Annotated in this window: 19 protein-coding genes; 16 read left to right on the top strand and 3 right to left on the bottom strand. The window is 53.2% G+C overall.

Annotated features, from left to right (window positions below; genetic code table 11):
• Positions 1–98 precede the first annotated feature (98 nt).
• Complete coding sequence (ilvC, locus tag SOM82_RS20160; protein ID WP_154128950.1) at positions 99–1,574, top strand: ketol-acid reductoisomerase; 1,476 nt, start codon at positions 99–101, stop codon at positions 1,572–1,574.
• A gap of 175 nt (positions 1,575–1,749) precedes the next feature.
• Here ilvC and ppiC read toward each other — a convergent pair whose 3' ends face one another.
• Entirely contained in the window at positions 1,750–2,031 is a 282-nt protein-coding gene (gene ppiC / locus SOM82_RS20155; RefSeq protein ID WP_015960967.1) for a peptidylprolyl isomerase PpiC, read from the bottom strand.
• 150 nt (positions 2,032–2,181) lie between these two features.
• Here ppiC and rep point away from each other — a divergent pair, with 150 nt between their 5' ends.
• A complete protein-coding gene (gene rep, locus SOM82_RS20150) occupies positions 2,182–4,203 on the top strand; it encodes a DNA helicase Rep (RefSeq protein WP_320461508.1) in 2,022 nt (673 codons plus the stop codon).
• 7 nt (positions 4,204–4,210) lie between these two features.
• Here rep and gppA read toward each other — a convergent pair whose 3' ends face one another.
• On the bottom strand, positions 4,211–5,695 hold the full coding sequence (gppA, locus tag SOM82_RS20145) for a guanosine-5'-triphosphate,3'-diphosphate diphosphatase (RefSeq protein WP_320461515.1): 1,485 nt from the start codon (positions 5,693–5,695) through the stop codon (positions 4,211–4,213).
• 5 nt (positions 5,696–5,700) lie between these two features.
• The gene (rhlB, locus tag SOM82_RS20140; RefSeq protein WP_154128948.1) at positions 5,701–6,966 is read right to left on the bottom strand and encodes an ATP-dependent RNA helicase RhlB; all 1,266 of its coding nucleotides are present in this window, start codon (positions 6,964–6,966) and stop codon (positions 5,701–5,703) included.
• A 144-nt stretch (positions 6,967–7,110) separates the two neighbouring features.
• Between rhlB and trxA the strand changes: the two genes are divergently transcribed.
• From trxA to wecG, 14 genes are all read left to right on the top strand, one after another.
• Positions 7,111–7,440 carry a thioredoxin TrxA gene (gene trxA / locus SOM82_RS20135; RefSeq protein ID WP_006179218.1) on the top strand — a complete coding sequence of 110 codons (330 nt, stop codon included), beginning with the start codon at positions 7,111–7,113 and terminating at the stop codon, positions 7,438–7,440.
• A 330-nt stretch (positions 7,441–7,770) separates the two neighbouring features.
• On the top strand, positions 7,771–9,030 hold the full coding sequence (rho, locus tag SOM82_RS20130) for a transcription termination factor Rho (RefSeq protein WP_061706582.1): 1,260 nt from the start codon (positions 7,771–7,773) through the stop codon (positions 9,028–9,030).
• Between the two features lie 239 nt (positions 9,031–9,269).
• The gene (wecA, locus tag SOM82_RS20125) at positions 9,270–10,373 is read left to right on the top strand and encodes a UDP-N-acetylglucosamine--undecaprenyl-phosphate N-acetylglucosaminephosphotransferase (protein WP_320461507.1); all 1,104 of its coding nucleotides are present in this window, start codon (positions 9,270–9,272) and stop codon (positions 10,371–10,373) included.
• 13 nt (positions 10,374–10,386) lie between these two features.
• Positions 10,387–11,433, top strand: a complete 1,047-nt coding sequence (gene wzzE, locus SOM82_RS20120; protein WP_154128947.1) for an ECA polysaccharide chain length modulation protein — start codon at positions 10,387–10,389, stop codon at positions 11,431–11,433.
• A gap of 56 nt (positions 11,434–11,489) precedes the next feature.
• Positions 11,490–12,620: a non-hydrolyzing UDP-N-acetylglucosamine 2-epimerase gene (wecB, locus tag SOM82_RS20115; protein ID WP_320461506.1), complete on the top strand. Its 1,131-nt coding sequence runs from the start codon at positions 11,490–11,492 to the stop codon at positions 12,618–12,620.
• Positions 12,617–13,879 (top strand): UDP-N-acetyl-D-mannosamine dehydrogenase, encoded by a 1,263-nt coding sequence (gene wecC / locus SOM82_RS20110; RefSeq protein ID WP_320461505.1) that lies wholly within the window; start codon positions 12,617–12,619, stop codon positions 13,877–13,879. Before wecB ends, wecC begins: the two co-directional genes overlap by 4 nt.
• Positions 13,876–14,943, top strand: coding sequence for a dTDP-glucose 4,6-dehydratase (gene rffG, locus SOM82_RS20105; protein ID WP_320461504.1), 1,068 nt, complete (start codon positions 13,876–13,878; stop codon positions 14,941–14,943). The genes wecC and rffG overlap by 4 nt, the downstream gene beginning before the upstream one ends.
• A 14-nt stretch (positions 14,944–14,957) precedes the next feature.
• Positions 14,958–15,839, top strand: coding sequence for a glucose-1-phosphate thymidylyltransferase RfbA (rfbA, locus tag SOM82_RS20100; protein WP_320461503.1), 882 nt, complete (start codon positions 14,958–14,960; stop codon positions 15,837–15,839).
• Positions 15,817–16,491, top strand: a complete 675-nt coding sequence (gene rffC, locus SOM82_RS20095; protein ID WP_320461502.1) for a dTDP-4-amino-4,6-dideoxy-D-galactose acyltransferase — start codon at positions 15,817–15,819, stop codon at positions 16,489–16,491. The genes rfbA and rffC overlap by 23 nt, the downstream gene beginning before the upstream one ends.
• Before the next feature lie 4 nt (positions 16,492–16,495).
• The gene (rffA, locus tag SOM82_RS20090) at positions 16,496–17,626 is read left to right on the top strand and encodes a dTDP-4-amino-4,6-dideoxygalactose transaminase (RefSeq protein WP_320461501.1); all 1,131 of its coding nucleotides are present in this window, start codon (positions 16,496–16,498) and stop codon (positions 17,624–17,626) included.
• Position 17,627: 1 nt separating this feature from the next.
• Complete coding sequence (wzxE, locus tag SOM82_RS20085; RefSeq protein ID WP_320461500.1) at positions 17,628–18,878, top strand: lipid III flippase WzxE; 1,251 nt, start codon at positions 17,628–17,630, stop codon at positions 18,876–18,878.
• Complete coding sequence (locus tag SOM82_RS20080; protein WP_320461499.1) at positions 18,875–19,954, top strand: TDP-N-acetylfucosamine:lipid II N-acetylfucosaminyltransferase; 1,080 nt, start codon at positions 18,875–18,877, stop codon at positions 19,952–19,954. Before wzxE ends, SOM82_RS20080 begins: the two co-directional genes overlap by 4 nt.
• Complete coding sequence (wzyE, locus tag SOM82_RS20075) at positions 19,951–21,300, top strand: ECA oligosaccharide polymerase (protein ID WP_320461498.1); 1,350 nt, start codon at positions 19,951–19,953, stop codon at positions 21,298–21,300. Before SOM82_RS20080 ends, wzyE begins: the two co-directional genes overlap by 4 nt.
• A gap of 12 nt (positions 21,301–21,312) precedes the next feature.
• Positions 21,313–22,053 (top strand): lipopolysaccharide N-acetylmannosaminouronosyltransferase, encoded by a 741-nt coding sequence (wecG, locus tag SOM82_RS20070; RefSeq protein ID WP_320461497.1) that lies wholly within the window; start codon positions 21,313–21,315, stop codon positions 22,051–22,053.
• Positions 22,054–22,085: the final 32 nt, after the last annotated feature.

The raw sequence follows: 22,085 nt of genomic DNA, 5'->3' as shown, positions 1-22,085 counted from the left end.
ATATCAATTTCCGCAATAAATTTCCTGTCATATAGTAAGTTCATTCTCGCATAAGCGATCCGAACAATAAGCACGACACATAACGACGAGGCATCACCATGGCTAACTACTTTAATACTTTGAATCTGCGTCAGCAGCTGGCGCAACTGGGCAAATGCCGCTTCATGGCACGCGATGAATTTGCCGATGGCGCAAGCTACCTTCAGGGGAAAAAAGTAGTCATCGTCGGCTGTGGCGCACAGGGCCTGAACCAGGGTCTGAACATGCGTGATTCCGGTCTGGATATCTCTTATGCCCTGCGTAAAGAAGCGATTGCTGAGAAGCGTGCTTCATGGCGTAAAGCGACCGAAAACGGCTTCAAAGTGGGCACCTACGAAGAGCTGATCCCGCAGGCAGATCTGGTTGTTAACCTGACGCCGGACAAACAGCACTCCGACGTTGTGCGCTCTGTTCAGCCGCTGATGAAAGACGGCGCGGCGCTGGGTTATTCTCACGGTTTCAACATCGTTGAAGTGGGCGAGCAGATCCGTAAAGATATCACCGTCGTCATGGTGGCGCCAAAATGCCCGGGCACCGAAGTGCGTGAAGAGTACAAACGTGGATTCGGCGTGCCGACGCTGATCGCCGTTCACCCGGAAAACGATCCGAAAGGTGAAGGGATGGCGATCGCGAAAGCATGGGCAGCGGCTACCGGCGGTCACCGTGCGGGTGTTCTGGAATCTTCCTTCGTGGCAGAAGTGAAATCTGACCTGATGGGTGAGCAGACGATTCTGTGCGGTATGCTGCAGGCGGGTTCACTGCTGTGCTTCGATAAGCTGGTGGAAGAAGGTACCGACCCGGCTTATGCAGAAAAACTGATTCAGTTCGGCTGGGAAACCATCACCGAAGCGCTGAAACAGGGCGGCATTACGCTGATGATGGATCGTCTTTCTAACCCGGCAAAACTGCGTGCTTACGCACTGTCTGAGCAGCTGAAAGAGATCATGGCACCGCTGTTCCAGAAACATATGGACGATATCATTTCCGGTGAATTCTCCTCCGGCATGATGGCGGACTGGGCCAACGACGATAAGAAGCTGCTGACCTGGCGTGAAGAGACGGGGAAAACCGCGTTCGAAACCGCTGCGCAGTTTGACGGAAAAATCAGCGAGCAAGAATACTTCGACAAAGGTGTTCTGATGATTGCGATGGTAAAAGCGGGCGTTGAACTGGCGTTCGAAACCATGGTGGATTCCGGCATCATCGAAGAGTCGGCGTACTACGAGTCTCTGCACGAGCTGCCGCTGATTGCCAACACCATCGCCCGTAAGCGTCTGTATGAAATGAACGTGGTTATCTCCGATACCGCCGAATACGGTAACTATCTGTTCTCTTACGCCTGCGTTCCGCTGCTGAAAGAGTTCATGACCACTCTGCAGGCAGGCGATCTGGGCAAAGCGATAGCGGAAGGCGCGGTAGATAACGCCCAACTGCGCGACGTGAACGAAGCGATTCGAAGCCATGCGATTGAGAGCGTGGGTCATACGCTGCGCGGTTATATGAAAGATATGAAGCGTATTGCGGTGGCAGGCTGATTCCTCGTCGCCTTTCGACTTGCAGATGCGTTGGCTGCATTCGCACAGCCTGGTCACATAGTTATCTATGCTCCTGGACTGTGCTTATTTGCCGCCTTCCTGCAAATCGAAATGCTTAGAGGAATCCCCGAATGTAGGCCCGGTAAGGCGAAGCCGCCACCGGGCTTTTTGCTGCTTAGTTGCGGTAAAGCACTTTAATGATGTGGTAACCGAACTGAGTGTGCAGTGGGCCAGTTGGCTCCAGCACCGGGCAGGAGAAGACCACTTTATCAAACGCCGGAACCATCTGGCCCTGACGGAATTCACCGAGGTGACCGCCTTTTTTGCCGGAAGGACAGGTAGAGTGTTTCTTAGCCAGCTTCTCGAAATCTGCGCCATTTTTAATCTGCTCCAGAAGATCCAGAGCCAGTTTCTCTTCTTTAACAAGGATATGCAGTGCTGCCGCTGTTTTTGCCATGATCGTGCCTTGAGTGGTATGGATTAGGCTCGCTATACTACCACGCTGTTATACCCGTCAAAATTCAAATTGCAGGTGCATGGCCTTGTCTGCCATTCGAATGAATCAGGCGATTTTCTCTCCCCCCGACTTTCATTGAGTGAACTTCTTATGCGTTTAAACCCCGGACAACAACAAGCCGTCGAATTCGTCACCGGACCTTGCCTGGTGCTGGCGGGGGCGGGCTCCGGAAAGACGCGCGTCATTACCAACAAAATCGCTCATCTGATCCGCGGCTGCGGCTATCAGGCTCGTCATATCGCGGCGGTCACTTTTACCAATAAAGCGGCGCGCGAGATGAAAGAGCGTGTCGGGCAGACGCTGGGGCGTAAAGAGGCGCGGGGATTGATGATCTCCACGTTCCACACGCTGGGTCTGGACATCATCAAGCGTGAATACGCCGCGCTGGGGATGAAATCGAACTTCTCACTGTTTGACGATACCGATCAGGTTGCGCTGCTCAAAGAACTGACCGAGGGGCGGATCGAAGATGACAAACTGATTCTGCAGCAGCTGATCTCGACGATCTCTAACTGGAAAAACGATCTGATGACGCCAGCGCAAGCGGCGGCGAGCGCGAAAGGCGAACGCGATCGGATCTTCGCCCACTGTTATAGCCTCTATGATGACCATCTAAAAGCCTGCAATGTGCTTGATTTTGACGATCTCATCCTGTTGCCCACGCTGCTGCTGCAGCGCAACGAAGAGGTGCGCGAGCGCTGGCAAAACAAGATTCGCTATCTGCTGGTGGATGAATACCAGGACACCAACACCAGCCAGTATGAGCTGGTAAAACTGCTGGTGGGGCAGCGTGCGCGCTTTACGGTAGTAGGCGACGATGACCAGTCGATCTACTCCTGGCGCGGGGCGCGCCCACAAAACCTGGTGCTGCTGAGCAAAGATTTTCCGGCGTTGCAGGTGATTAAGCTTGAGCAAAACTACCGATCGTCAGGCCGTATTCTCAAGGCGGCGAACATTTTGATCGCCAACAACCCGCATGTCTTTGAAAAACGTCTCTTCTCTGAGCTGGGATACGGCACCGAGCTGAAAGTCTTAAGTGCCAACAATGAAGAGCACGAGGCCGAACGCGTTGCCGGTGAGTTGATTGCCCATCACTTCGTCAACAAAACGGCGTACAAAGACTACGCCATCCTGTATCGCGGTAACCATCAGTCACGCGTTTTTGAAAAAATGCTGATGCAAAACCGTATCCCGTACAAAATTTCCGGCGGGACCTCGTTCTTCTCCCGCCCTGAAATCAAAGACTTGCTTGCCTATTTACGCGTTCTGACCAACCCGGACGATGACAGCGCCTTTTTGCGCATTGTGAATACACCGAAGCGCGAAATCGGTCCGGCGACCCTCCAGAAGCTGGGTGAGTGGGCGATGACCCGCAATAAAAGCATGTTCACTGCCAGCTTTGATATGGGGCTCAGTCAGACGTTAACCGGGCGCGGTTATGATTCGCTCACCCGCTTCACGCAGTGGCTGGCTGAAGTGCAGCGTCTCGCCGAGCGCGAGCCGATCGCCGCCGTGCGCGATCTGATCCACGGCGTGGATTATGAGTCCTGGCTATATGAAACCTCTGCCAGCCCGAAAGCGGCGGAAATGCGCATGAAAAACGTCAACCAGCTTTTTTCCTGGATGACCGAAATGCTGGAAGGCTCCGAGATCGATGAGCCGATGACGCTGACTCAGGTGGTCACGCGGTTTACTCTGCGCGATATGATGGAGCGGGGTGAGAGCGAAGAAGAGGCGGATCAGGTTCAGCTAATGACGCTGCATGCGTCCAAAGGCCTGGAGTTCCCGTATGTCTATCTGGTGGGAATGGAAGAGGGTTTATTACCGCACCAGAGCAGTATTGATGAAGATAACGTTGATGAAGAACGACGTCTGGCCTACGTGGGTATCACACGTGCGCAAAAAGAGCTGATTTTTACCCTGTGCAAAGAGCGTCGCCAGTATGGTGAGCTGGTACGCCCTGAACCGAGTCGATTTTTACTCGAGCTTCCGCAGGACGATCTGATCTGGGAGCAGGAACGAAAAGTGATTACTGCGGAAGAGAGGATGCACAAAGGGCAGGCGAACGTGGCGAACATTCGCGCCATGCTGGCAAAAGCGAAAGAGAAATAACGCAGCGTTATTTGACTTCAAGAGCCCAGTGGACGTAACTCTGCCACTGACATTCTTGTTCGATCAATTCTGCGCCCAGTGGATGATGGATAAGCCAGTTCTCTGGCAGCGTGAGGGTGAGACTTTCACCTTCCGCAGTGAGGGTCATCGCTGGCAGCAAATCGTCACGACGACGGCTGGCAAACAGAATCGCCAGCCGCAGCAGGCGACAAAGGTGCTCTGCGACGCGTGGTGGGACGGCATTCTGCTGATGCAAAGAAGAGAGATCGACCGTGTTTGTCTGGTTAAGCAGTAATGTGGCCAGCAGCTTTTTTTGCGCAGGCGTAAAGCCAGGCAAGTCCAGATTACGTACCAGGTAAGCGGCATGGCCGGGTGCCTGTTTAAAATCAATGCTCAAACCAATTTCATGTAGCGCACAGGCGCTGAGTAACAGATCGCGGCTTAACGGCTCAATGGCCCACGTGGCGGCTACCTGACTGGCAAAGCTGGAGGCCAGTTGTGCCACGCGCTGTGCCTGTTCGGTATCGACCATAAAGCGACGCTGAACATTGCGTAGCGTTCGGCTGCGGATATCCTGCTCCACCGTCAGATGCAGCATGCCGTACACCAGCCCTTCACGTAATGCGCCACCCGCCAGGGTCATGCAATGAATGTTTAGCTCGGAAAAAATCGCGATCAGGATGGCCAGACCGCTGGGGAATACCAGCGCCCGCTCAAGCGTCAGCCCTTCAATTTCCAGTTCTTCAAGGCGACCGCACTGAATGGCGCGCTGCTTAAGCTGCTGGAGCTTGGCAAGCGTAATACGCTCGTCCATCCCCTGTGCCATCATGATTTCTTGCAGAGCCTGAACCGTGCCTGAAGCACCGACACACACTTTCCAGCCGTGATAACGCAAATTTTCCATTACCGGATGCAGCACTTCGCGCGCCGCTTTTTCCGCTTCGTCGAAGTTCTCCTGGCCGAGATTGCGATCGCTAAAATAGCGTTCAAGCCAGGTCACACATCCCATCGACAGGCTAAACAGCGACGTTGCCTGCGCCCCCGTTCCGGTTACCAGTTCGGTACTGGCGCCACCAATATCCACCACAAGACGGCGATCGTCGCCACCGGTCGTGTGGGCGACGCCCTGGTAAATCAGCCGCGCTTCTTCTTCGCCGCTGATGACCTGTACCGGACAACCGAGAATTTCCTGTGCTTTATCAATAAAATCAGCGGCATTAACTGCCAGCCGCAATGTGGCCGTTGCCACCACGCGGATTTGATTGTGCGGAATATCCTGAAGGCGTTCAGCAAAGAGACGTAAACACTGCCAGCCACGTTCCATGGCTTCGGGGGAGAGGTGATTATCACTACTCAGGCCCGCCGCGAGGCGGACCTTACGCTTGATGCGTGTCAGGGTTTGGATACTCCCCGCCACCTCGCGCACTACCAGCATATGAAAACTATTTGAACCTAAATCAATAGCTGCATAGAGCGAGGCAGTGCTGAGCATCATAGTTAGCCTGAACGACGACGGTTACGTGGTGCGCCGGTACGACGCGGACCGTTACCCGAGCGGGCACGCGTTAAGCGTTTCGCTGGCGGCAGATCGTTCAACAAGGCGTCCGGATTGTATTTACTCTGCGGAATCATGTGACCGATGTAGGTCTCGATGGCTGGAAGATTCAGGGCATACTCTTCACACGCCAGGCTGATAGAGTGGCCGCTGGCCCCGGCACGACCGGTACGACCGATGCGGTGAACGTAATCTTCGCAATCGTCAGGGAGATCGTAGTTGAAGACGTGCGTTACGGCCGGGATATGCAGGCCACGCGCGGCAACGTCAGTCGCAACCAGGATATCCAGATCGCCACGGGTGAACTCTTCGAGGATACGCAGGCGTTTTTTCTGTGCCACGTCGCCCGTCAGCAGACCAACACGGTGTCCATCTGCGGCTAAATGGCCCCAGATATCTTCACAGCGGTGCTTAGTGTTTGCAAAGATAATGGCGCGATCTGGCCACTCTTCTTCGATCAGCGTTTGCAGCAGACGCATCTTCTCTTCATTTGATGGATAGAAGAGTTCTTCTTTAATGCGGTGGCCCGTTTTCTGCTCTGGCTCGACTTCCACATATTCGGCGTTGTTCATCTGTTCGAACGCCAGTTCGCGGACGCGGTAAGACAGGGTCGCAGAGAAAAGCATATTCAGACGCTGCGGAGTTGGCGGCATACGACGGAACAACCAGCGAATATCTTTAATGAAGCCCAAATCGTACATACGGTCGGCTTCATCGAGTACCACAACCTGGATAGCGCCAAGGTTGATATGGTTTTGTTTAGCGTAATCAATCAGACGGCCCGTAGTGCCGATCAGAATATCAACGCCGCTTTCCAGCACTTTAAGTTGCTTATCATAGCCATCGCCGCCATAAGCCAGGCCCAGCTTCAGACCTGTGGTCTGTGCAAGAGGCTCAGCGTCAGCATGGATTTGCACCGCAAGTTCTCGCGTTGGGGCCATAATCAGCGCACGCGGTTGGTTAACTTTTCGGTCAGCAATTGCCGGGTGAGAGAGTAAATAATGAAACGTTGACGTCAAAAACGCCATCGTTTTGCCAGTACCGGTTTGCGCCTGCCCTGCAACATCGCGACCAGCCAGCGTGAGCGGCAGGGCGAGGGCTTGAATGGGCGTGCAGTTATGAAAGCCTTTATTTTCAAGGGCTTCGATAACTTTTGCGTGCAGGGCGAAGTCGGAAAACTTCTGTTCTGTTAAATGTGTTTTGCTCATAGTGTGGTAGAATATCAGCTTACTATTGCTTTACGAAAGCGTATCCGGTGAAATAAAGTCAACCTTTAGTTGGTTAATGCTACATCAACACGTCGTTGATTAATCCTACACCAACACGCCAGGCTTATTCCTGTGGAGTTATATATGAGCGATAAAATTATTCACCTGACTGACGACAGTTTTGACACGGACGTACTTAAAGCTGACGGGTTGATCCTCGTCGATTTCTGGGCTGAATGGTGTGGTCCTTGCAAAATGATCGCCCCGATTCTGGATGAAATCGCTGACGAATATCAGGGCAAACTGACGGTTGCCAAGCTGAACATCGACCAGAACCCGGGCACAGCGCCGAAATATGGCATCCGTGGCATCCCAACACTGCTACTGTTCAAAAACGGCGAAGTGGCTGCAACCAAAGTGGGCGCGCTGTCCAAAGGTCAGCTGAAAGAGTTCCTGGACGCCAATCTGGCTTAAGGTTTCTCGGCCGGCGTCCGGATTCCGAAATTCTGCGGATCTCTGGACGCCCGGCTTTAGTCGTGCTAAGTTACCTATGACTTCGATTTAAACATACCTTGTCGTTCTTGTTTTACCCGATACTTCCCATTGTAAAATTCACGATGCGAGAAGTAGAAAGATTCCGGGCTTGTCACTCAATCCGTCTTGTCGTTTCAGTTCTGTGCTTTCCCTGTGACCAGACAGCGAACAGACATGAGTTGATGGCCGCTAACAGGCATGGATGACCCTGCCATACCATTCACAACATTAAGTTCGAGTATCACCCCGAGTTTAAGAACCCACACCATTATGAATCTTACCGAATTAAAGAATACGCCGGTTTCTGAGCTGATTACTCTCGGCGAAAATATGGGGCTGGAAAACCAGGCTCGTATGCGCAAGCAGGACATTATTTTTGCCATCCTGAAGCAGCACGCAAAGAGTGGCGAAGATATCTTTGGCGACGGTGTCCTGGAGATATTGCAAGACGGATTTGGTTTCCTCCGTTCTGCAGACAGCTCCTACCTCGCCGGTCCTGATGACATCTACGTTTCCCCTAGCCAAATCCGCCGTTTCAACCTCCGCACAGGTGACACCATTTCCGGTAAGATTCGTCCTCCTAAAGAGGGTGAACGCTACTTTGCGCTGTTGAAAGTTAACGAAGTTAACTACGATAAACCGGAAAACTCACGCAATAAGATCCTGTTTGAAAACTTAACGCCGCTGCACGCAAATTCACGTCTGCGTATGGAGCGTGGTAACGGTTCTACCGAAGACCTGACCGCTCGCGTTCTGGATCTGGCCTCTCCGATTGGTCGTGGTCAACGTGGTCTGATTGTGGCGCCACCGAAAGCCGGTAAAACAATGCTGCTGCAGAATATTGCGCAGAGCATCGCTTACAATCACCCGGACTGCGTGCTGATGGTTCTGCTGATCGATGAGCGTCCGGAAGAAGTGACCGAGATGCAGCGTCTGGTTAAAGGTGAAGTGGTTGCTTCTACCTTTGATGAGCCAGCGTCTCGCCACGTTCAGGTTGCTGAAATGGTGATCGAGAAGGCTAAGCGTCTGGTTGAGCATAAGAAAGACGTTATCATTCTGCTCGACTCCATCACTCGTCTGGCGCGTGCTTATAACACCGTGGTCCCGGCGTCCGGTAAAGTGCTGACCGGTGGTGTGGATGCGAACGCCCTGCATCGTCCTAAGCGTTTCTTCGGTGCTGCGCGTAACGTGGAAGAGGGCGGCAGCCTGACCATCATCGCAACGGCGCTGATCGATACTGGCTCCAAAATGGATGAAGTTATCTACGAAGAGTTTAAAGGTACAGGCAACATGGAACTGCACCTCTCTCGTAAAATTGCTGAGAAGCGCGTCTTCCCTGCGATTGACTACAACCGTTCCGGTACCCGTAAAGAAGAGTTGCTCACCACTCAGGAAGAGCTGCAGAAAATGTGGATCCTGCGCAAGATCATTCACCCAATGGGCGAAATCGACGCAATGGAATTCCTCATCAATAAGCTGGCGATGACCAAGACCAACGACGAATTCTTCGATATGATGAAACGCTCGTAATACAAATAAACCCAGCAAACGCCACGTTTTTACGTGGCGTTTTCTTTTTTTGGACTATACGCTATAAGCACTGACTCCCATTTTTGACTGAGCAATGCGACAATTAGAATGTTTGTTACGTCAAATTTTAATTGATTGAAAAACATACAAAGGGAGTTGTCAGAGGCCTGTTTTTTTCTTTCTGAAGTGATGGCTTCATCGTTATACTCCAGGACTAACTTTTGTTGAGAGCATGCATTGTGAATCTACTCACTGCGGTTACTGAGCTAATCAGTATTTTTCTATTCACAACCTGTTTTTTATTCATTGCCCGCAAAGTGGCAAAAAGAATCGGGTTAGTGGACAAGCCTAATTATCGTAAACGACATCAAGGTTTGATCCCGTTGGTTGGTGGGATCTCTGTTTACGCAGGCATTTGCTTCACGTTCAGTATCGCAGATTATTATATCCCACACGCTGCGCTGTATCTGGCCTGTGCGGGTGTGCTGGTGCTGGTGGGAGCTCTCGATGACCGCTTTGATATCAGTGTAAAATTCCGTGCTTCAGTTCAGGCCGCTATTGGCATCATTATGATGGTGGTCGGCAAACTCTATCTCAGCAGCCTTGGATATATTTTCGGTACCTGGGAAATGGTTCTCGGGCCATTCGGTTTCTTCCTCACGCTATTCGCCGTATGGGCTGCAATCAACGCCTTTAATATGGTCGATGGTATTGATGGACTGCTTGGCGGTCTTTCGTCCGTTTCATTTGCCGCGATCGGTATTATTTTATGGTTTGACGGTCAATACAGCCTTTCAATGTGGTGCTTCGCGATGATTGCCGCCATCTTGCCTTATATTTGCCTCAACCTCGGTGTGCTTGGGCGTCGCTATAAAGTGTTTATGGGTGATGCGGGAAGTACGCTGATCGGTTTTACCGTCATCTGGATTCTGCTGGAAACCACGCAGGGGAAAACCCACCCTATTAGCCCGGTAACTGCGCTGTGGATTATTGCTATTCCGCTGATGGATATGGTGGCGATCATGTATCGTCGACTGCGTAAAGGCATGAGTCCTTTCTCACCAGACCGTCAGCATATTCATCATTTGATCATGCGTGCGGGCTTTACTTCACGTCAGGCATTTGTGCTGATTACTCTTGCCGCAGCGCTTCTGGCCGGTATTGGTGTGGCAGCGGAATACGCCCATTTTATTCCTGAATGGGTAATGTTGGTATTATTCTTGCTAGCATTCTTCCTGTATGGCTACTGCATCAAACGCGCATGGAAAGTGGCGCGCTTCATTAAACGAGTAAAACGCCGGATGCGTAGAAACAGTGGCAAAAATCCAACATTAACCAAGTAAAACCGGGATTGTGATGACTCAACCGTTGGCGGGAGCGAAATCAGTGGTAACTGAGAATGAACTGGATATTCGTGGATTGTTTCGAGTCTTATGGGCGGGCAAGCTATGGATTGCAGGAATCGCGCTGGGGTTCGCGCTGTTGGCGCTGGCGTATACCTTTTTTGCAAAACAAGAGTGGAGCGCTACGGCGATAACAGACAGACCAACGGTCAATATGCTGAGCGGTTTTTACTCGCAGCAGCAATTCCTGCGTAACCTTGACATTAAGGCCAACCTCGCTTCTTCGGATCAACCTTCGGTGATGGACGAGTCTTATAAAGAGTTCATCATGCAGCTGGCCTCCTGGGATACGCGTCGCGATTTCTGGTCTCAGACGGATTACTACAAGCAGCGTATGGTGGGTAACAGTAAGGCTGACGCCGCTCTGCTTGATGACCTGATCAACAACATCCAGTTTATGCCTGGTGATATTCTGCGCAATATCAATGACAGCGTTAAGCTGATTGCAGAAACCGCACCGGACGCCAATAACCTTCTGCGTCAGTATGTCGCCTTTGCCAGCCAGCGTGCTGCAAGCCATCTGAATGATGAGCTGAAAGGCGCATGGGCAGCGCGCACGATTCAAATGAAGGCGCAGGTGAAGCGTCAGGAAGAAGTGGCGAAAGCGATATTCTCCCGCCGCGTTCATAACATTGAACAAGCCCTGAAAATTGCCGAGCAGCGCAATATTTCCCGCAGTGAAACCGACGTCCCCGCTGATGAGTTGCCAGACTCTGAGATGTTCCTGTTGGGCCGCCCGATGCTGCAGGCACGTCTTGAAAATCTGCAGGCTGTTGGCCCTGAATTTGATCTCGACTACGATCAAAACCGCGCAATGCTGAATACCCTGAATGTAGGGCCAACGCTGGATCCGCGTTTTCAGACCTATCGTTATTTGCGAACGCCTGAAGAACCTGTAAAACGCGATAGTCCGCGTCGCGCATTCCTGATGATCATGTGGGGGATTGTGGGCGCGCTGACGGGCGCTGGCGTGGCGTTAACGCGTCGTCGCACAAATTAAGAACGCCGTCTACGATGAAGGCTCCGGCCTTCATCGCCTAATCGAAGAGAATCGATGTGAAAGTACTTACCGTATTTGGCACAAGGCCGGAGGCCATCAAGATGGCACCTCTGGTTCATGCCCTTGCAAATGACCCCTGGTTTGAGGCCAAAGTTTGCGTCACCGCGCAGCATCGGGAGATGCTTGATCAGGTCTTAAATCTCTTTTCTATTGTTCCCGACTACGATCTTAATATTATGAAACCGGGACAAGGATTGACCGAGATTACCTGCCGTATTCTGGAAGGGCTGAAACCTATTCTGGAGTCTTTTAAGCCTGACGTGGTGTTAGTCCACGGCGATACCACTACCACTATCGCGACAAGCCTGGCGGCGTTCTACCAGCGGATTCCGGTGGGGCATGTTGAAGCGGGTTTACGCACCGGCGATCTCTATTCTCCGTGGCCTGAAGAGGCTAACCGTACGCTTACCGGTCATCTGGCGATGTATCACTTCGCGCCAACCGAAAACTCCCGGCAGAACCTTCTGCGCGAAAACATTGCGGATAATAAAATTTTCGTTACCGGAAATACGGTGATTGACGCGCTGATCTGGGTTCGCGATCGCGTGATGGCCAGCGATACGCTGCGAGCCGAACTGGAAGAAAATTATCCGTTCCTCTCCAGTGACAGGAAGATGATTCTGGTCACCGGACACCGCCGCGAGAGCTTTGGCCGTGGATTTGAGCAAATCTGTCATGCGCTGGCGGAGATTGCTGCACAAAATAAAGATGTTCAAATTGTCTATCCGGTACACCTCAATCCTAACGTTAGCGAGCCGGTAAACCGCATTCTGGGCCATATTGATAACGTGATTCTGATTGAGCCGCAGGATTACCTGCCGTTCGTCTGGTTGATGAATCATGCGTGGTTAATTCTGACGGACTCCGGCGGGATTCAGGAGGAGGCGCCATCTCTGGGTAAACCGGTGCTGGTTATGCGTGAAACCACCGAACGTCCGGAGGCGATTAAAGCCGGAACGGTACGACTGGTGGGAACCGAGACAAAACGTCTGGTGGACGAGGTCACGCGCCTGCTGCACGACGAAAAAGAGTACCAGGCGATGAGTCACGCGCATAATCCTTATGGTGACGGACAAGCCTGCAGCCGTATTTTGCATGCACTTAAACACAATCGGGTATCGCTATGAGTTTTTCTATCATCTCTGTCATTGGTCTTGGCTACATTGGACTGCCTACAGCAGCAGCCTTTGCATCGCGTCAAAAGCAAGTTGTCGGGGTGGATATCAACCAACATGCGGTTGATACCATTAACCGGGGTGAAATTCATATCGTCGAACCCGATCTCGATAACGTGGTCAAAACGGCGGTCGAAGGCGGTTTTCTTAAGGCCAGCACGACGCCGGTTGAAGCCGACGCTTATCTGATTGCGGTTCCCACGCCATTTAAGGGCGAGCATGAGCCGGATATGGTTTACGTCGAAGCGGCGGCGAAATCGATCGCGCCAGTGCTGAAGAAAGGCGCTTTGGTGATTCTGGAATCCACTTCTCCGGTGGGAGCGACTGAGCAAATGGCGCAGTGGCTGGCAGAAGCGCGTCCTGATTTGACCTTCCCGCAGCAGGCGGGAGAGCAGGCTGACATCAATATCGCCTATTGCCCGGAGCGCGTTTTACCGGGTCAGGTCATGGTTGAGCTGATTAAAAACGATCGCGTGATCGGCGGGATGACGCCTGTCTGTTCCGCGCGTGCCAGCGAGCTCTACAACATTTTCCTCGAAGGCGAGTGTGTTGTTACCAACTCCCGGACGGCTGAAATGTGCAAGCTCACAGAAAACAGCTTCCGTGATGTCAACATCGCCTTTGCCAACGAGTTGTCGCTGATTTGCGCCGATCAGGGAATCAACGTCTGGGAACTCATCCGCCTGGCGAATCGCCATCCACGGGTCAATATTCTCCAGCCAGGCCCGGGTGTGGGCGGTCACTGTATCGCCGTGGACCCCTGGTTTATCGTGGCGCAAAACCCGGAGCAGGCTCGCCTGATCCGTACCGCGCGCGAAGTGAACGATGGCAAACCGCACTGGGTCATGAACCAGGTCAAAGCTACCGTTGCCGATTGCCTGGCCGAAAGTGGCAAACGTGCCAGCGAGCTAAAAATTGCCTGCTTCGGTCTGGCCTTTAAACCCAATATTGACGATCTGCGCGAAAGCCCGGCAATGGGAATTGCCGAGATGATTGCCGCCTGGCATACCGGGGAAACGCTGGTCGTAGAGCCCAATATTCACACCTTGCCTAAGAAACTGGCCGGGCAATGCCAGCTCACGACGCTGGACGATGCGCTAAAAACCGCAGATGTACTGGTTCTGCTGGTGGATCATAACGAGTTTAAAGCCGTCAGCGCCGATGCCGTGCATCAGCATCATATTGTTGATACTAAAGGAGTGTGGCGGTGAAACGGATCCTCGTTACCGGCGGCGCAGGCTTTATTGGTTCCGCCGTCGTCCGCCATATTATCCAGCACACAGCGGACTCTGTTGTGGTGGTGGATAAGTTAACCTACGCGGGCAATTTAGCCTCTCTGGCTCCGGTGGCGAACGACCCACGCTTTGCCTTTGAGCACGTCGATATTTGCGATCGTGACGCGTTAAAAAAAGTCTTTTCGACCTGGCAGCCTGATGTGGTGATGCATCTGGCCGCAGAAAGCCATGTTGACCGTTCTATTGACGGTCCGGCGGTGTTCATCGAGACAAATATCGTCGGCACCTACAATCTGCTTGAGACTGCGCGGGCATTCTGGAGTGGCTTATCAGGCGATAAAAAAGCGCAATTCCGCTTCCACCACATCTCGACCGATGAAGTGTACGGGGATCTGCATTCAACGGATGATTTCTTCACTGAAACCACACCTTATGCGCCAAGTAGCCCTTACTCAGCGTCGAAAGCCAGCAGCGATCATCTGGTTCGCGCCTGGCAGAGAACCTATGGCCTTCCCGCGCTGGTGACCAACTGTTCCAACAATTACGGCCCGTACCATTTCCCGGAAAAACTGATCCCACTGGTGATTCTCAATGCAGTGGCCGGGAAACCGCTGCCGGTCTATGGCAACGGACAGCAAATTCGGGACTGGCTGTATGTCGAAGACCATGCGCGAGCGCTTTATCTGGTTGCCACCCAGGGCAAGCCCGGCGAAACCTATAATATCGGCGGCCATAATGAGCGCAAAAATCTGGATGTCGTGACCACCATTTGCGCGCTTCTGGAAGAACTGGTTCCTGTTAAACCGGGTGGCGTGGCTCATTATCGCGATTTGATCACCTATGTGGCCGACAGACCGGGACATGATCTTCGCTATGCCATTGATGCATCGAAGATTGAACGTGATTTAGGCTGGACGCCGCAAGAAACCTTTGAAAGCGGCATCCGTAAAACGGTGCAGTGGTATCTGGCCAATGAAGCCTGGTGGCAGCAGGTGTTAGATGGTAGCTATCAGGGCGAGCGTCTGGGTCTTCAGGGATAACGCAAGGGGAATCTATGAAAGGTATTATTCTGGCGGGTGGTTCAGGAACACGTCTGCATCCCATTACTCGCGGGGTGTCAAAACAGCTGTTGCCTGTATACGATAAGCCAATGATTTATTACCCGATTTCCGTGCTTATGCTGGCCGGTATTCGCGAGATTTTGATCATCACCACACCGGAAGACAGCACTTCTTATCAGCGTCTCTTAGGGGACGGTTCTGAGTTTGGTATCGAACTGCACTATGCGGAACAACCGAGTCCTGACGGGCTGGCGCAGGCGTTTATCATTGGCGAATCGTTTTTGAACGGTGAATCATCCTGCCTGGTGCTTGGGGATAATATCTTCTTCGGTCAGGGGTTTAGCCCCAAGCTACGCCAGGTCGCTGCCCGCGCTGAAGGCGCTACTGTTTTTGGTTATCAGGTGATGGATCCTGAGCGTTTTGGTGTGGTGGAGTTTGACGACAATTTCCGCGCCATCTCGCTCGAAGAAAAGCCCAAAGAGCCTAAATCCAACTGGGCTGTTACAGGGCTGTATTTCTATGACCATAACGTGGTCGATTACGCGAAGCGGGTGAAACCGTCTGCGCGTGGTGAACTGGAGATCACCTCCATCAACCAGATGTATCTGGACGATGGAAAACTGACCGTTGAATTGTTAGGCCGTGGTTTTGCCTGGCTTGATACCGGCACGCACGACAGCCTGATTGAGGCCAGCACCTTTGTGCAGACGGTCGAGAAGCGTCAGGGGTTTAAGATCGCCTGCCTGGAAGAGATTGCATGGCGCAATGGCTGGCTCGACGATGAAGGCGTCAAACGCGCCGCAAGCCAGCTGTCCAAAACCGGCTATGGCCAGTATTTGCTGGAGTTGCTTCGTGCGCGTCCACGCCAGTATTGAGCCACTCGTCTGGGAGAACCAGTTTTTTGGTCTCTCTTCGGCGATCGTGCGTTTTCACGATGACGCCCCTGCGCTGACGGCTTCCGATCTCTCGCCGTGGCAGCGCGTTCAAGCCAAAATCCCGGCCGGGCGCACCGACTATCTTGATGGCCTTCAACAGCTGGGTTTTCAGCTGGTTGAGGGAGAGGTGGATCTGACCATTGCGGTGACCCCTTACGAGCCGTCAGATGAAGAGATCGCGACTGACCAGGATATCCCCGCACTGCGCCAGATGGCCGCGCTTGCCTTTGCTCAGAGCCGATTCCGCGCACCGTGGTATGCATCTGACGACAGTGGTCGTTTTTACGCGCAGTGGATAGAAAACGCCGTCAAAGGCACGTTTGATCATGAGTGTCTGGTTTTTCGCCGTCAGGAAGGCCAGATTCAGGCTTTTGTTTCTTTGCGTCAGCTAAACGAGCGAGAAGCGCGAATTGGCCTTCTTGCCGGACGCGGAATGGGTGACAAACTGATGCAGGCCGCCATTCATTGGGCGGCGAAGCGTCAGCTATCAACTTTGCGGGTGGCGACCCAGATGGGCAACACCGCCGCGCTTAAACGTTACATTGCAAGCGGTGGCAACATAGACACTACCGCTTACTGGCTATACAGGTGACAAGATGATTCCCTTTAACGCGCCTCCCATTGTGGGAACCGAACTCGATTACATGCAGTCAGCGATGGCCAGCGGTAAGCTTTGTGGTGACGGTGGTTTTACCCGTCGCTGCCAGCAGTGGATGGAACAGCGTTTTCAGAGCGCAAAAGTATTGCTGACGCCGTCCTGCACCGCGTCGCTGGAGATGGCCGCACTGCTGCTGGATATCCAGCCGGGTGACGAGGTCATCATGCCAAGCTATACCTTCGTATCCACCGCCAATGCGTTCGTCTTGCGCGGCGCTAAAATTGTGTTTGTCGATATCCGCCCGGACACCATGAACATCGACGAAAACGGTATTGAAGCGGCAATCACCGATAAAACGCGGGCGATCGTTCCGGTTCATTACGCGGGAGTGGCCTGTGAAATGGACACCATTATGGCGCTCGCGAAAAAGTACAATCTGTTTGTGGTAGAAGACGCCGCTCAGGGTGTCATGTCCACCTACAAAGGCCGCGCGCTGGGTACGATCGGCCACATCGGCTGCTTCAGTTTCCATGAAACCAAAAACTACACCGCAGGCGGTGAAGGCGGCGCGACGATGATTAACGACCGTGCGCTGGTGGAACGTGCTGAGGTGATTCGGGAAAAAGGCACTAACCGCAGTCAGTTTTTCCGCGGACAAGTCGATAAATATACCTGGCGCGACATCGGTTCCAGCTATCTGATGGCTGACCTGCAGGCGGCCTATCTTTGGGCACAGCTTGAGGCCGCTGAACGTATCAACCAGCAGCGTCTGTCCCTGTGGCAAACCTATTACGACGCGCTGTTGCCGCTGGCACAAAAAGGGCGTATCGAACTGCCGACGATCCCGGCAGACTGCGTTCACAATGCGCACATGTTTTACATCAAAATGCGCGACAACGAAGACCGCAGTGAGCTGATTTCGTATCTGAAAGAAGCGGAAATTATGGCGGTGTTCCATTACATTCCGCTCCATTCCAGCCCGGCGGGAGAAGCGTTCGGCACTTTTGTGGGTGAAGACCGCCATACGACCAAAGAAAGTGAGCGTTTGCTTCGCTTACCGCTTTTCTACAACCTCGCGCCAGTGAATCAGCGTACTGTCATCAATACCCTTCTGAGCTATTTCCGCTGATATGTCTTTGGCTAAAGCATCGGTGTGGACCGCCGCGTCCACACTCGTCAAGATTGGCGTAGGGCTGCTGGTTGTTAAGCTTCTGGCGGTCTCGTTTGGTCCCTCCGGCGTCGGACAGGCGGGAAACTTCCGCCAGTTAGTCACCGTGCTTGGCGTTCTGGCAGGGGCGGGTATTTTTAACGGCGTGACCAAATATGTCGCGCAATATCATGATGATCCCGCCTCTTTGCGTAAAGTGGTTGGCACGTCTTCGGCGATGGTGCTGGGGTTCTCGACGCTGCTGGCGGTCGTGTTTTTACTGGCGGCCGCTCCCATCAGCGTCGGATTATTTGGCAATGCGCAGTATCAGGGGCTGGTGCGTCTGGTGGCACTGGTGCAAATGGGGATCGCCTGGGCCAACCTGCTGTTAGCCCTGATGAAAGGCTTTCGCGACGCTGCCGGAAACGCGCTGGCGTTGATTCTGGGCAGTCTGATTGGCGTGGTGGCCTATTACGTCTGCTATCGTCTTGGTGGTTATGAAGGCGCTCTGCTGGGTCTGGCGCTGGTGCCTGCGCTGGTGGTGATTCCGGCGGCGTTTATGATGATACGCAGGCGCACCATCCCACTGCATTATCTCAAGCCGCAATGGGACAAGGTTCTGGCAGGGCAATTGGGGAAATTCACCCTGATGGCGCTGATTACCTCCGTTACGCTTCCCGTCGCCTACGTGATGATGCGAAACCTGCTGGCAGCGCATTACAGCTGGGATGAAGTGGGTATCTGGCAAGGGGTAAGCAGTATTTCAGACGCTTACCTTCAGTTTATTACGGCTTCTTTTAGCGTCTATTTGCTGCCAACCTTGTCGCGCCTGACGCTGAAGCAAGAGATTACCCGCGAAATTGGCCGCTCACTGCGTTTTGTGCTTCCCGCAGTGGCTGCCGCCAGTTTGACCGTCTGGTTGCTGCGTGATGTCGCCATCTGGCTGCTGTTTTCCGCGAAATTTACCGCGATGCGCGATCTGTTTGCCTGGCAGCTGGTGGGCGATGTACTGAAAGTGGGTGCTTACGTTTTCGGTTATCTGGTGATTGCCAAAGCGTCGCTGCGGCTGTATATCCTGGCGGAGATCGGCCAGTTCGCGCTCTTGACCGCTTTCTCTCACTGGCTGATCCCGATACATGGCGCACTGGGTGCGGCTCAGGCCTACATGGCCACTTACATCGTTTATTTTGCTGCCTGTTGCGGCGTATTTTTACTTTGGCGTAGACGCGCATGACGACACTGATTCACGTGTTGGGTTCGGATATTCCGCATCACAACCAAACCGTTTTACGGTTCTTCAACGATGACCTGGCGACAACGAGCGCTGACGCGCGCGAGTTTATGGTGGTGGGAAAGGATAATGGCCTGAGCGCCGCCTGTCCTGCGCTGTCGTTAACCTCCTGGCCAGACAAAACGACGCTGGCAAAAGCGGTTATTGCCAGGGCTAAAGCGAATCGCGAGCAACGTTTCCTCTTTCACGGGCAGTTTAATACCGGTTTATGGCTGGCTTTGCTGAAGGGTGATATCAAGCCTGCGCAATTTAGCTGGCATATCTGGGGCGCGGATTTGTATGAAGTCTCCCGCGGCTGGAAATTCCGGCTGTTCTATCCGCTGCGCCGGATGGCTCAGGGGCGCGTGGGGTGCGTGTTTGCCACCCGCGGCGACCTTAACTATTTTGCGCAACAGCATCCGAACGTACGCGGCGAGTTGCTCTACTTCCCGACCCGCATGGATCCTGCGCTCAACGGGATGGCGAACGAAGCGCATCGCGAGGGTAAGCTGACCATTCTGGTCGGTAACTCTGGCGATCGCAGCAACGAACATATTGCCGCCTTGCAGGCCGTACATCAGCAGTTTGGCGATACGGTGAACGTTATTGTGCCGATGGGCTATCCTGCTAATAATGACGCCTATATTGCCGAGGTTCGCCAGAGCGGGCTGTCGTTATTCAGCGCGGACAATTTACAAATTCTCAGTGAGAAGCTGGAGTTTAGCGACTACCTGGCGCTGCTTCGCCAGTGCGATCTCGGTTATTTCATCTTCGCACGCCAGCAGGGGATTGGGACGCTGTGTCTGCTGATTCAGGCGGGGATCCCGTGTGTCCTGAACCGCGAAAACCCCTTCTGGCAGGACATGGCCGAGCAGAATATTCCGGTACTGTTTACGACGGATTCCCTGAATGAGAGTGTGGTGCGCGAAGCGCAGCGTCAGCTGGCGCTGGTGGATAAAAATGCCATCGACTTTTTCAGCCCAAATTACCTGGCGCCGTGGCATCAGGCGCTGCGAATTGCTTCAGGAGACACGGCATGAGCCAGTTGCAATTTAGCGGTTTATTGGTGATTTGGCTTCTGAGCTCGCTGTTTATCGCGACGCTGACCTGGTTTGAGTTCCGCCGCGTGCGTTTCAACTTCAACGTCTTCTTTTCGTTGCTGTTTTTACTGACGTTTTTCTTTGGTTTCCCGTTGACCAGCATTCTGGTTTTCCGTTTTGACGTGGGCGTAGCGCCGCCAGAGATCATGATGCAGGCGTTGTTATCAGCGACCTGTTTCTACGCGGTTTACTATGTGACGTATAAAACGCGCTTACGGCCTGTCAGCCGCGCCCCGCGCCGCCCGCTGTTCACCATGAACCGTGTCGAAACGCACCTGACCTGGGTGATGTTGATGATTATTGCGCTGGTGAGCGTCGGTATCTTTTTTATGCACAACGGCTTCTTGCTGTTTAAGCTGCACTCTTACAGCCAGATTTTTTCGGCTGAGGTCTCCGGCGTGGCGCTGAAAAGATTCTTCTACTTCTTCATTCCGGCGATGCTGGTGGTCTATTTTCTCCATCAGAACAGTAAGGCATGGCTCTTTTTCCTCGTCAGTACGGTGGCATTTGGCTTGCTGACGTACATGATTGTCGGCGGGACTCGCGCCAACATCATTATCGCCTTCGCTATCTTCCTGTTTATTGGCATTATTCGGGGTTGGATCTCTTTGTGGATGCTGGTTGCTGCGGGCGTGTTTGGTATCGTAGGCATGTTCTGGCTGGCGCTGAAGCGCTATGGCCTGGACGTGAGCGGTGACGAGGCGTTTTACACCTTCCTGTACCTCACCCGCGACACCTTCTCGCCGTGGGAAAACCTGGCGCTGCTGCTGCAAAACTACGACAAAATCGAGTTTCAGGGGTTGGCACCGATCGTGCGCGATTTTTACGTCTTTATTCCGACCTGGCTGTGGCCAGATCGCCCGGGCATTGTGCTGAATACGGCAAACTATTTCACCTGGGAAGTGCTGAACAACCATTCCGGGTTGGCTATCTCTCCGACGCTGATTGGCTCGCTGGTGGTGATGGGGGGCGTCTGGTTTATTCTGCCAGGGGCGCTGGCCGTTGGCCTGATTATCAAATGGTTTGACTGGCTCTACGTGCGCGGAAACGAAGAAACCAATCGCTACAAAGCCGCGATTTTGCACAGTTTCTGTTTTGGTGCCATTTTCAATATGATTGTTCTGGCGCGCGAAGGGCTTGATTCGTTTGTCTCGCGCGTGGTGTTTTTCATGGTGGTATTTGGTATCTGCCTGTTACTGGCGAAACTGTTGTACTGGCTGTTTGACAGCGCGGGCCTGGTTCACAGGCGCGAGCCGCGGCCCGTCAGGACGCTTTCCCAAGTCTGAGTAAGGATAATAATGACTGACATGACCTCTGCGCCGGTTTACACGCTGCGCGGCCTGCAGCTGATTGGCTGGCGTGATATGCAGCATGCGCTGGATTATCTGTGTGCCGGTGGCCAGATTAAATCCGGTACGCTGGTGGCGATTAATGCGGAAAAAATGCTGGCGATTGAAGATAACGCGGAAGTCAAAAGCCTGATTGAAGCCGCTGAATTTAAATATGCGGATGGCATCAGCGTGGTCCGCTCGATTCGTAAAAAGTATCCGCAGGCCCAGGTTTCTCGCGTCGCCGGGGCTGACCTGTGGGAAGCGCTGATGGCGCGGGCTGGCCAGCAGGGGACGCCGGTGTTTTTGATTGGCGGCAAGCCGGACGTTCTGGCACAGACGGAGCAAAAACTCCGCGACCAGTGGAACGTGAATATTGTCGGGAGTCAGGACGGATACTTCAAACCGGAAGATCGTCAGGCACTCTTTGAGCGTGTTCGCGACAGCGGCGCAAAGATTGTGACGGTGGCGATGGGATCCCCACGTCAGGAAATCCTGATGCGCGACTGCCGTCAGGTGTGTCCGGAAGCACTCTATATGGGCGTTGGTGGGACGTATGATGTCTTCACCGGGCATGTGAAACGAGCGCCTAAGGTGTGGCAGAATCTGGGGCTGGAGTGGCTGTACCGACTCTTATCCCAACCGAGTCGCATCAAGCGACAGATTAAACTCCTGCGCTATCTGGCCTGGCATTACACCGGTCGTATGTAACCAAAATGTAGCGCGATATGCTATTCGCGCTG

This window comes from Lelliottia sp. CFBP8978 (assembly GCF_034046055.2).
Lineage (GTDB): Bacteria > Pseudomonadota > Gammaproteobacteria > Enterobacterales > Enterobacteriaceae > Enterobacter.
This window is presented reverse-complemented; position numbering and strand designations above follow the sequence as displayed.

Coding starts and splice junctions, on each gene's coding strand:
- rfbA (WP_320461503.1), top strand. CDS start 14,958: ATGAAAGGTATTATTCTGGCGGGTGGTTCAGGAACACGTCTGCATCCC.
- rho (WP_061706582.1), top strand. CDS start 7,771: ATGAATCTTACCGAATTAAAGAATACGCCGGTTTCTGAGCTGATTACT.
- wecC (WP_320461505.1), top strand. CDS start 12,617: ATGAGTTTTTCTATCATCTCTGTCATTGGTCTTGGCTACATTGGACTG.
- rffA (WP_320461501.1), top strand. CDS start 16,496: ATGATTCCCTTTAACGCGCCTCCCATTGTGGGAACCGAACTCGATTAC.
- rep (WP_320461508.1), top strand. CDS start 2,182: ATGCGTTTAAACCCCGGACAACAACAAGCCGTCGAATTCGTCACCGGA.
- rhlB (WP_154128948.1), bottom strand. CDS start 6,966: ATGAGCAAAACACATTTAACAGAACAGAAGTTTTCCGACTTCGCCCTG.
- wzyE (WP_320461498.1), top strand. CDS start 19,951: ATGAGCCAGTTGCAATTTAGCGGTTTATTGGTGATTTGGCTTCTGAGC.
- ilvC (WP_154128950.1), top strand. CDS start 99: ATGGCTAACTACTTTAATACTTTGAATCTGCGTCAGCAGCTGGCGCAA.
- ppiC (WP_015960967.1), bottom strand. CDS start 2,031: ATGGCAAAAACAGCGGCAGCACTGCATATCCTTGTTAAAGAAGAGAAA.
- wzzE (WP_154128947.1), top strand. CDS start 10,387: ATGACTCAACCGTTGGCGGGAGCGAAATCAGTGGTAACTGAGAATGAA.
- gppA (WP_320461515.1), bottom strand. CDS start 5,695: ATGCTCAGCACTGCCTCGCTCTATGCAGCTATTGATTTAGGTTCAAAT.
- SOM82_RS20080 (WP_320461499.1), top strand. CDS start 18,875: ATGACGACACTGATTCACGTGTTGGGTTCGGATATTCCGCATCACAAC.
- wecG (WP_320461497.1), top strand. CDS start 21,313: ATGACTGACATGACCTCTGCGCCGGTTTACACGCTGCGCGGCCTGCAG.
- trxA (WP_006179218.1), top strand. CDS start 7,111: ATGAGCGATAAAATTATTCACCTGACTGACGACAGTTTTGACACGGAC.
- wzxE (WP_320461500.1), top strand. CDS start 17,628: ATGTCTTTGGCTAAAGCATCGGTGTGGACCGCCGCGTCCACACTCGTC.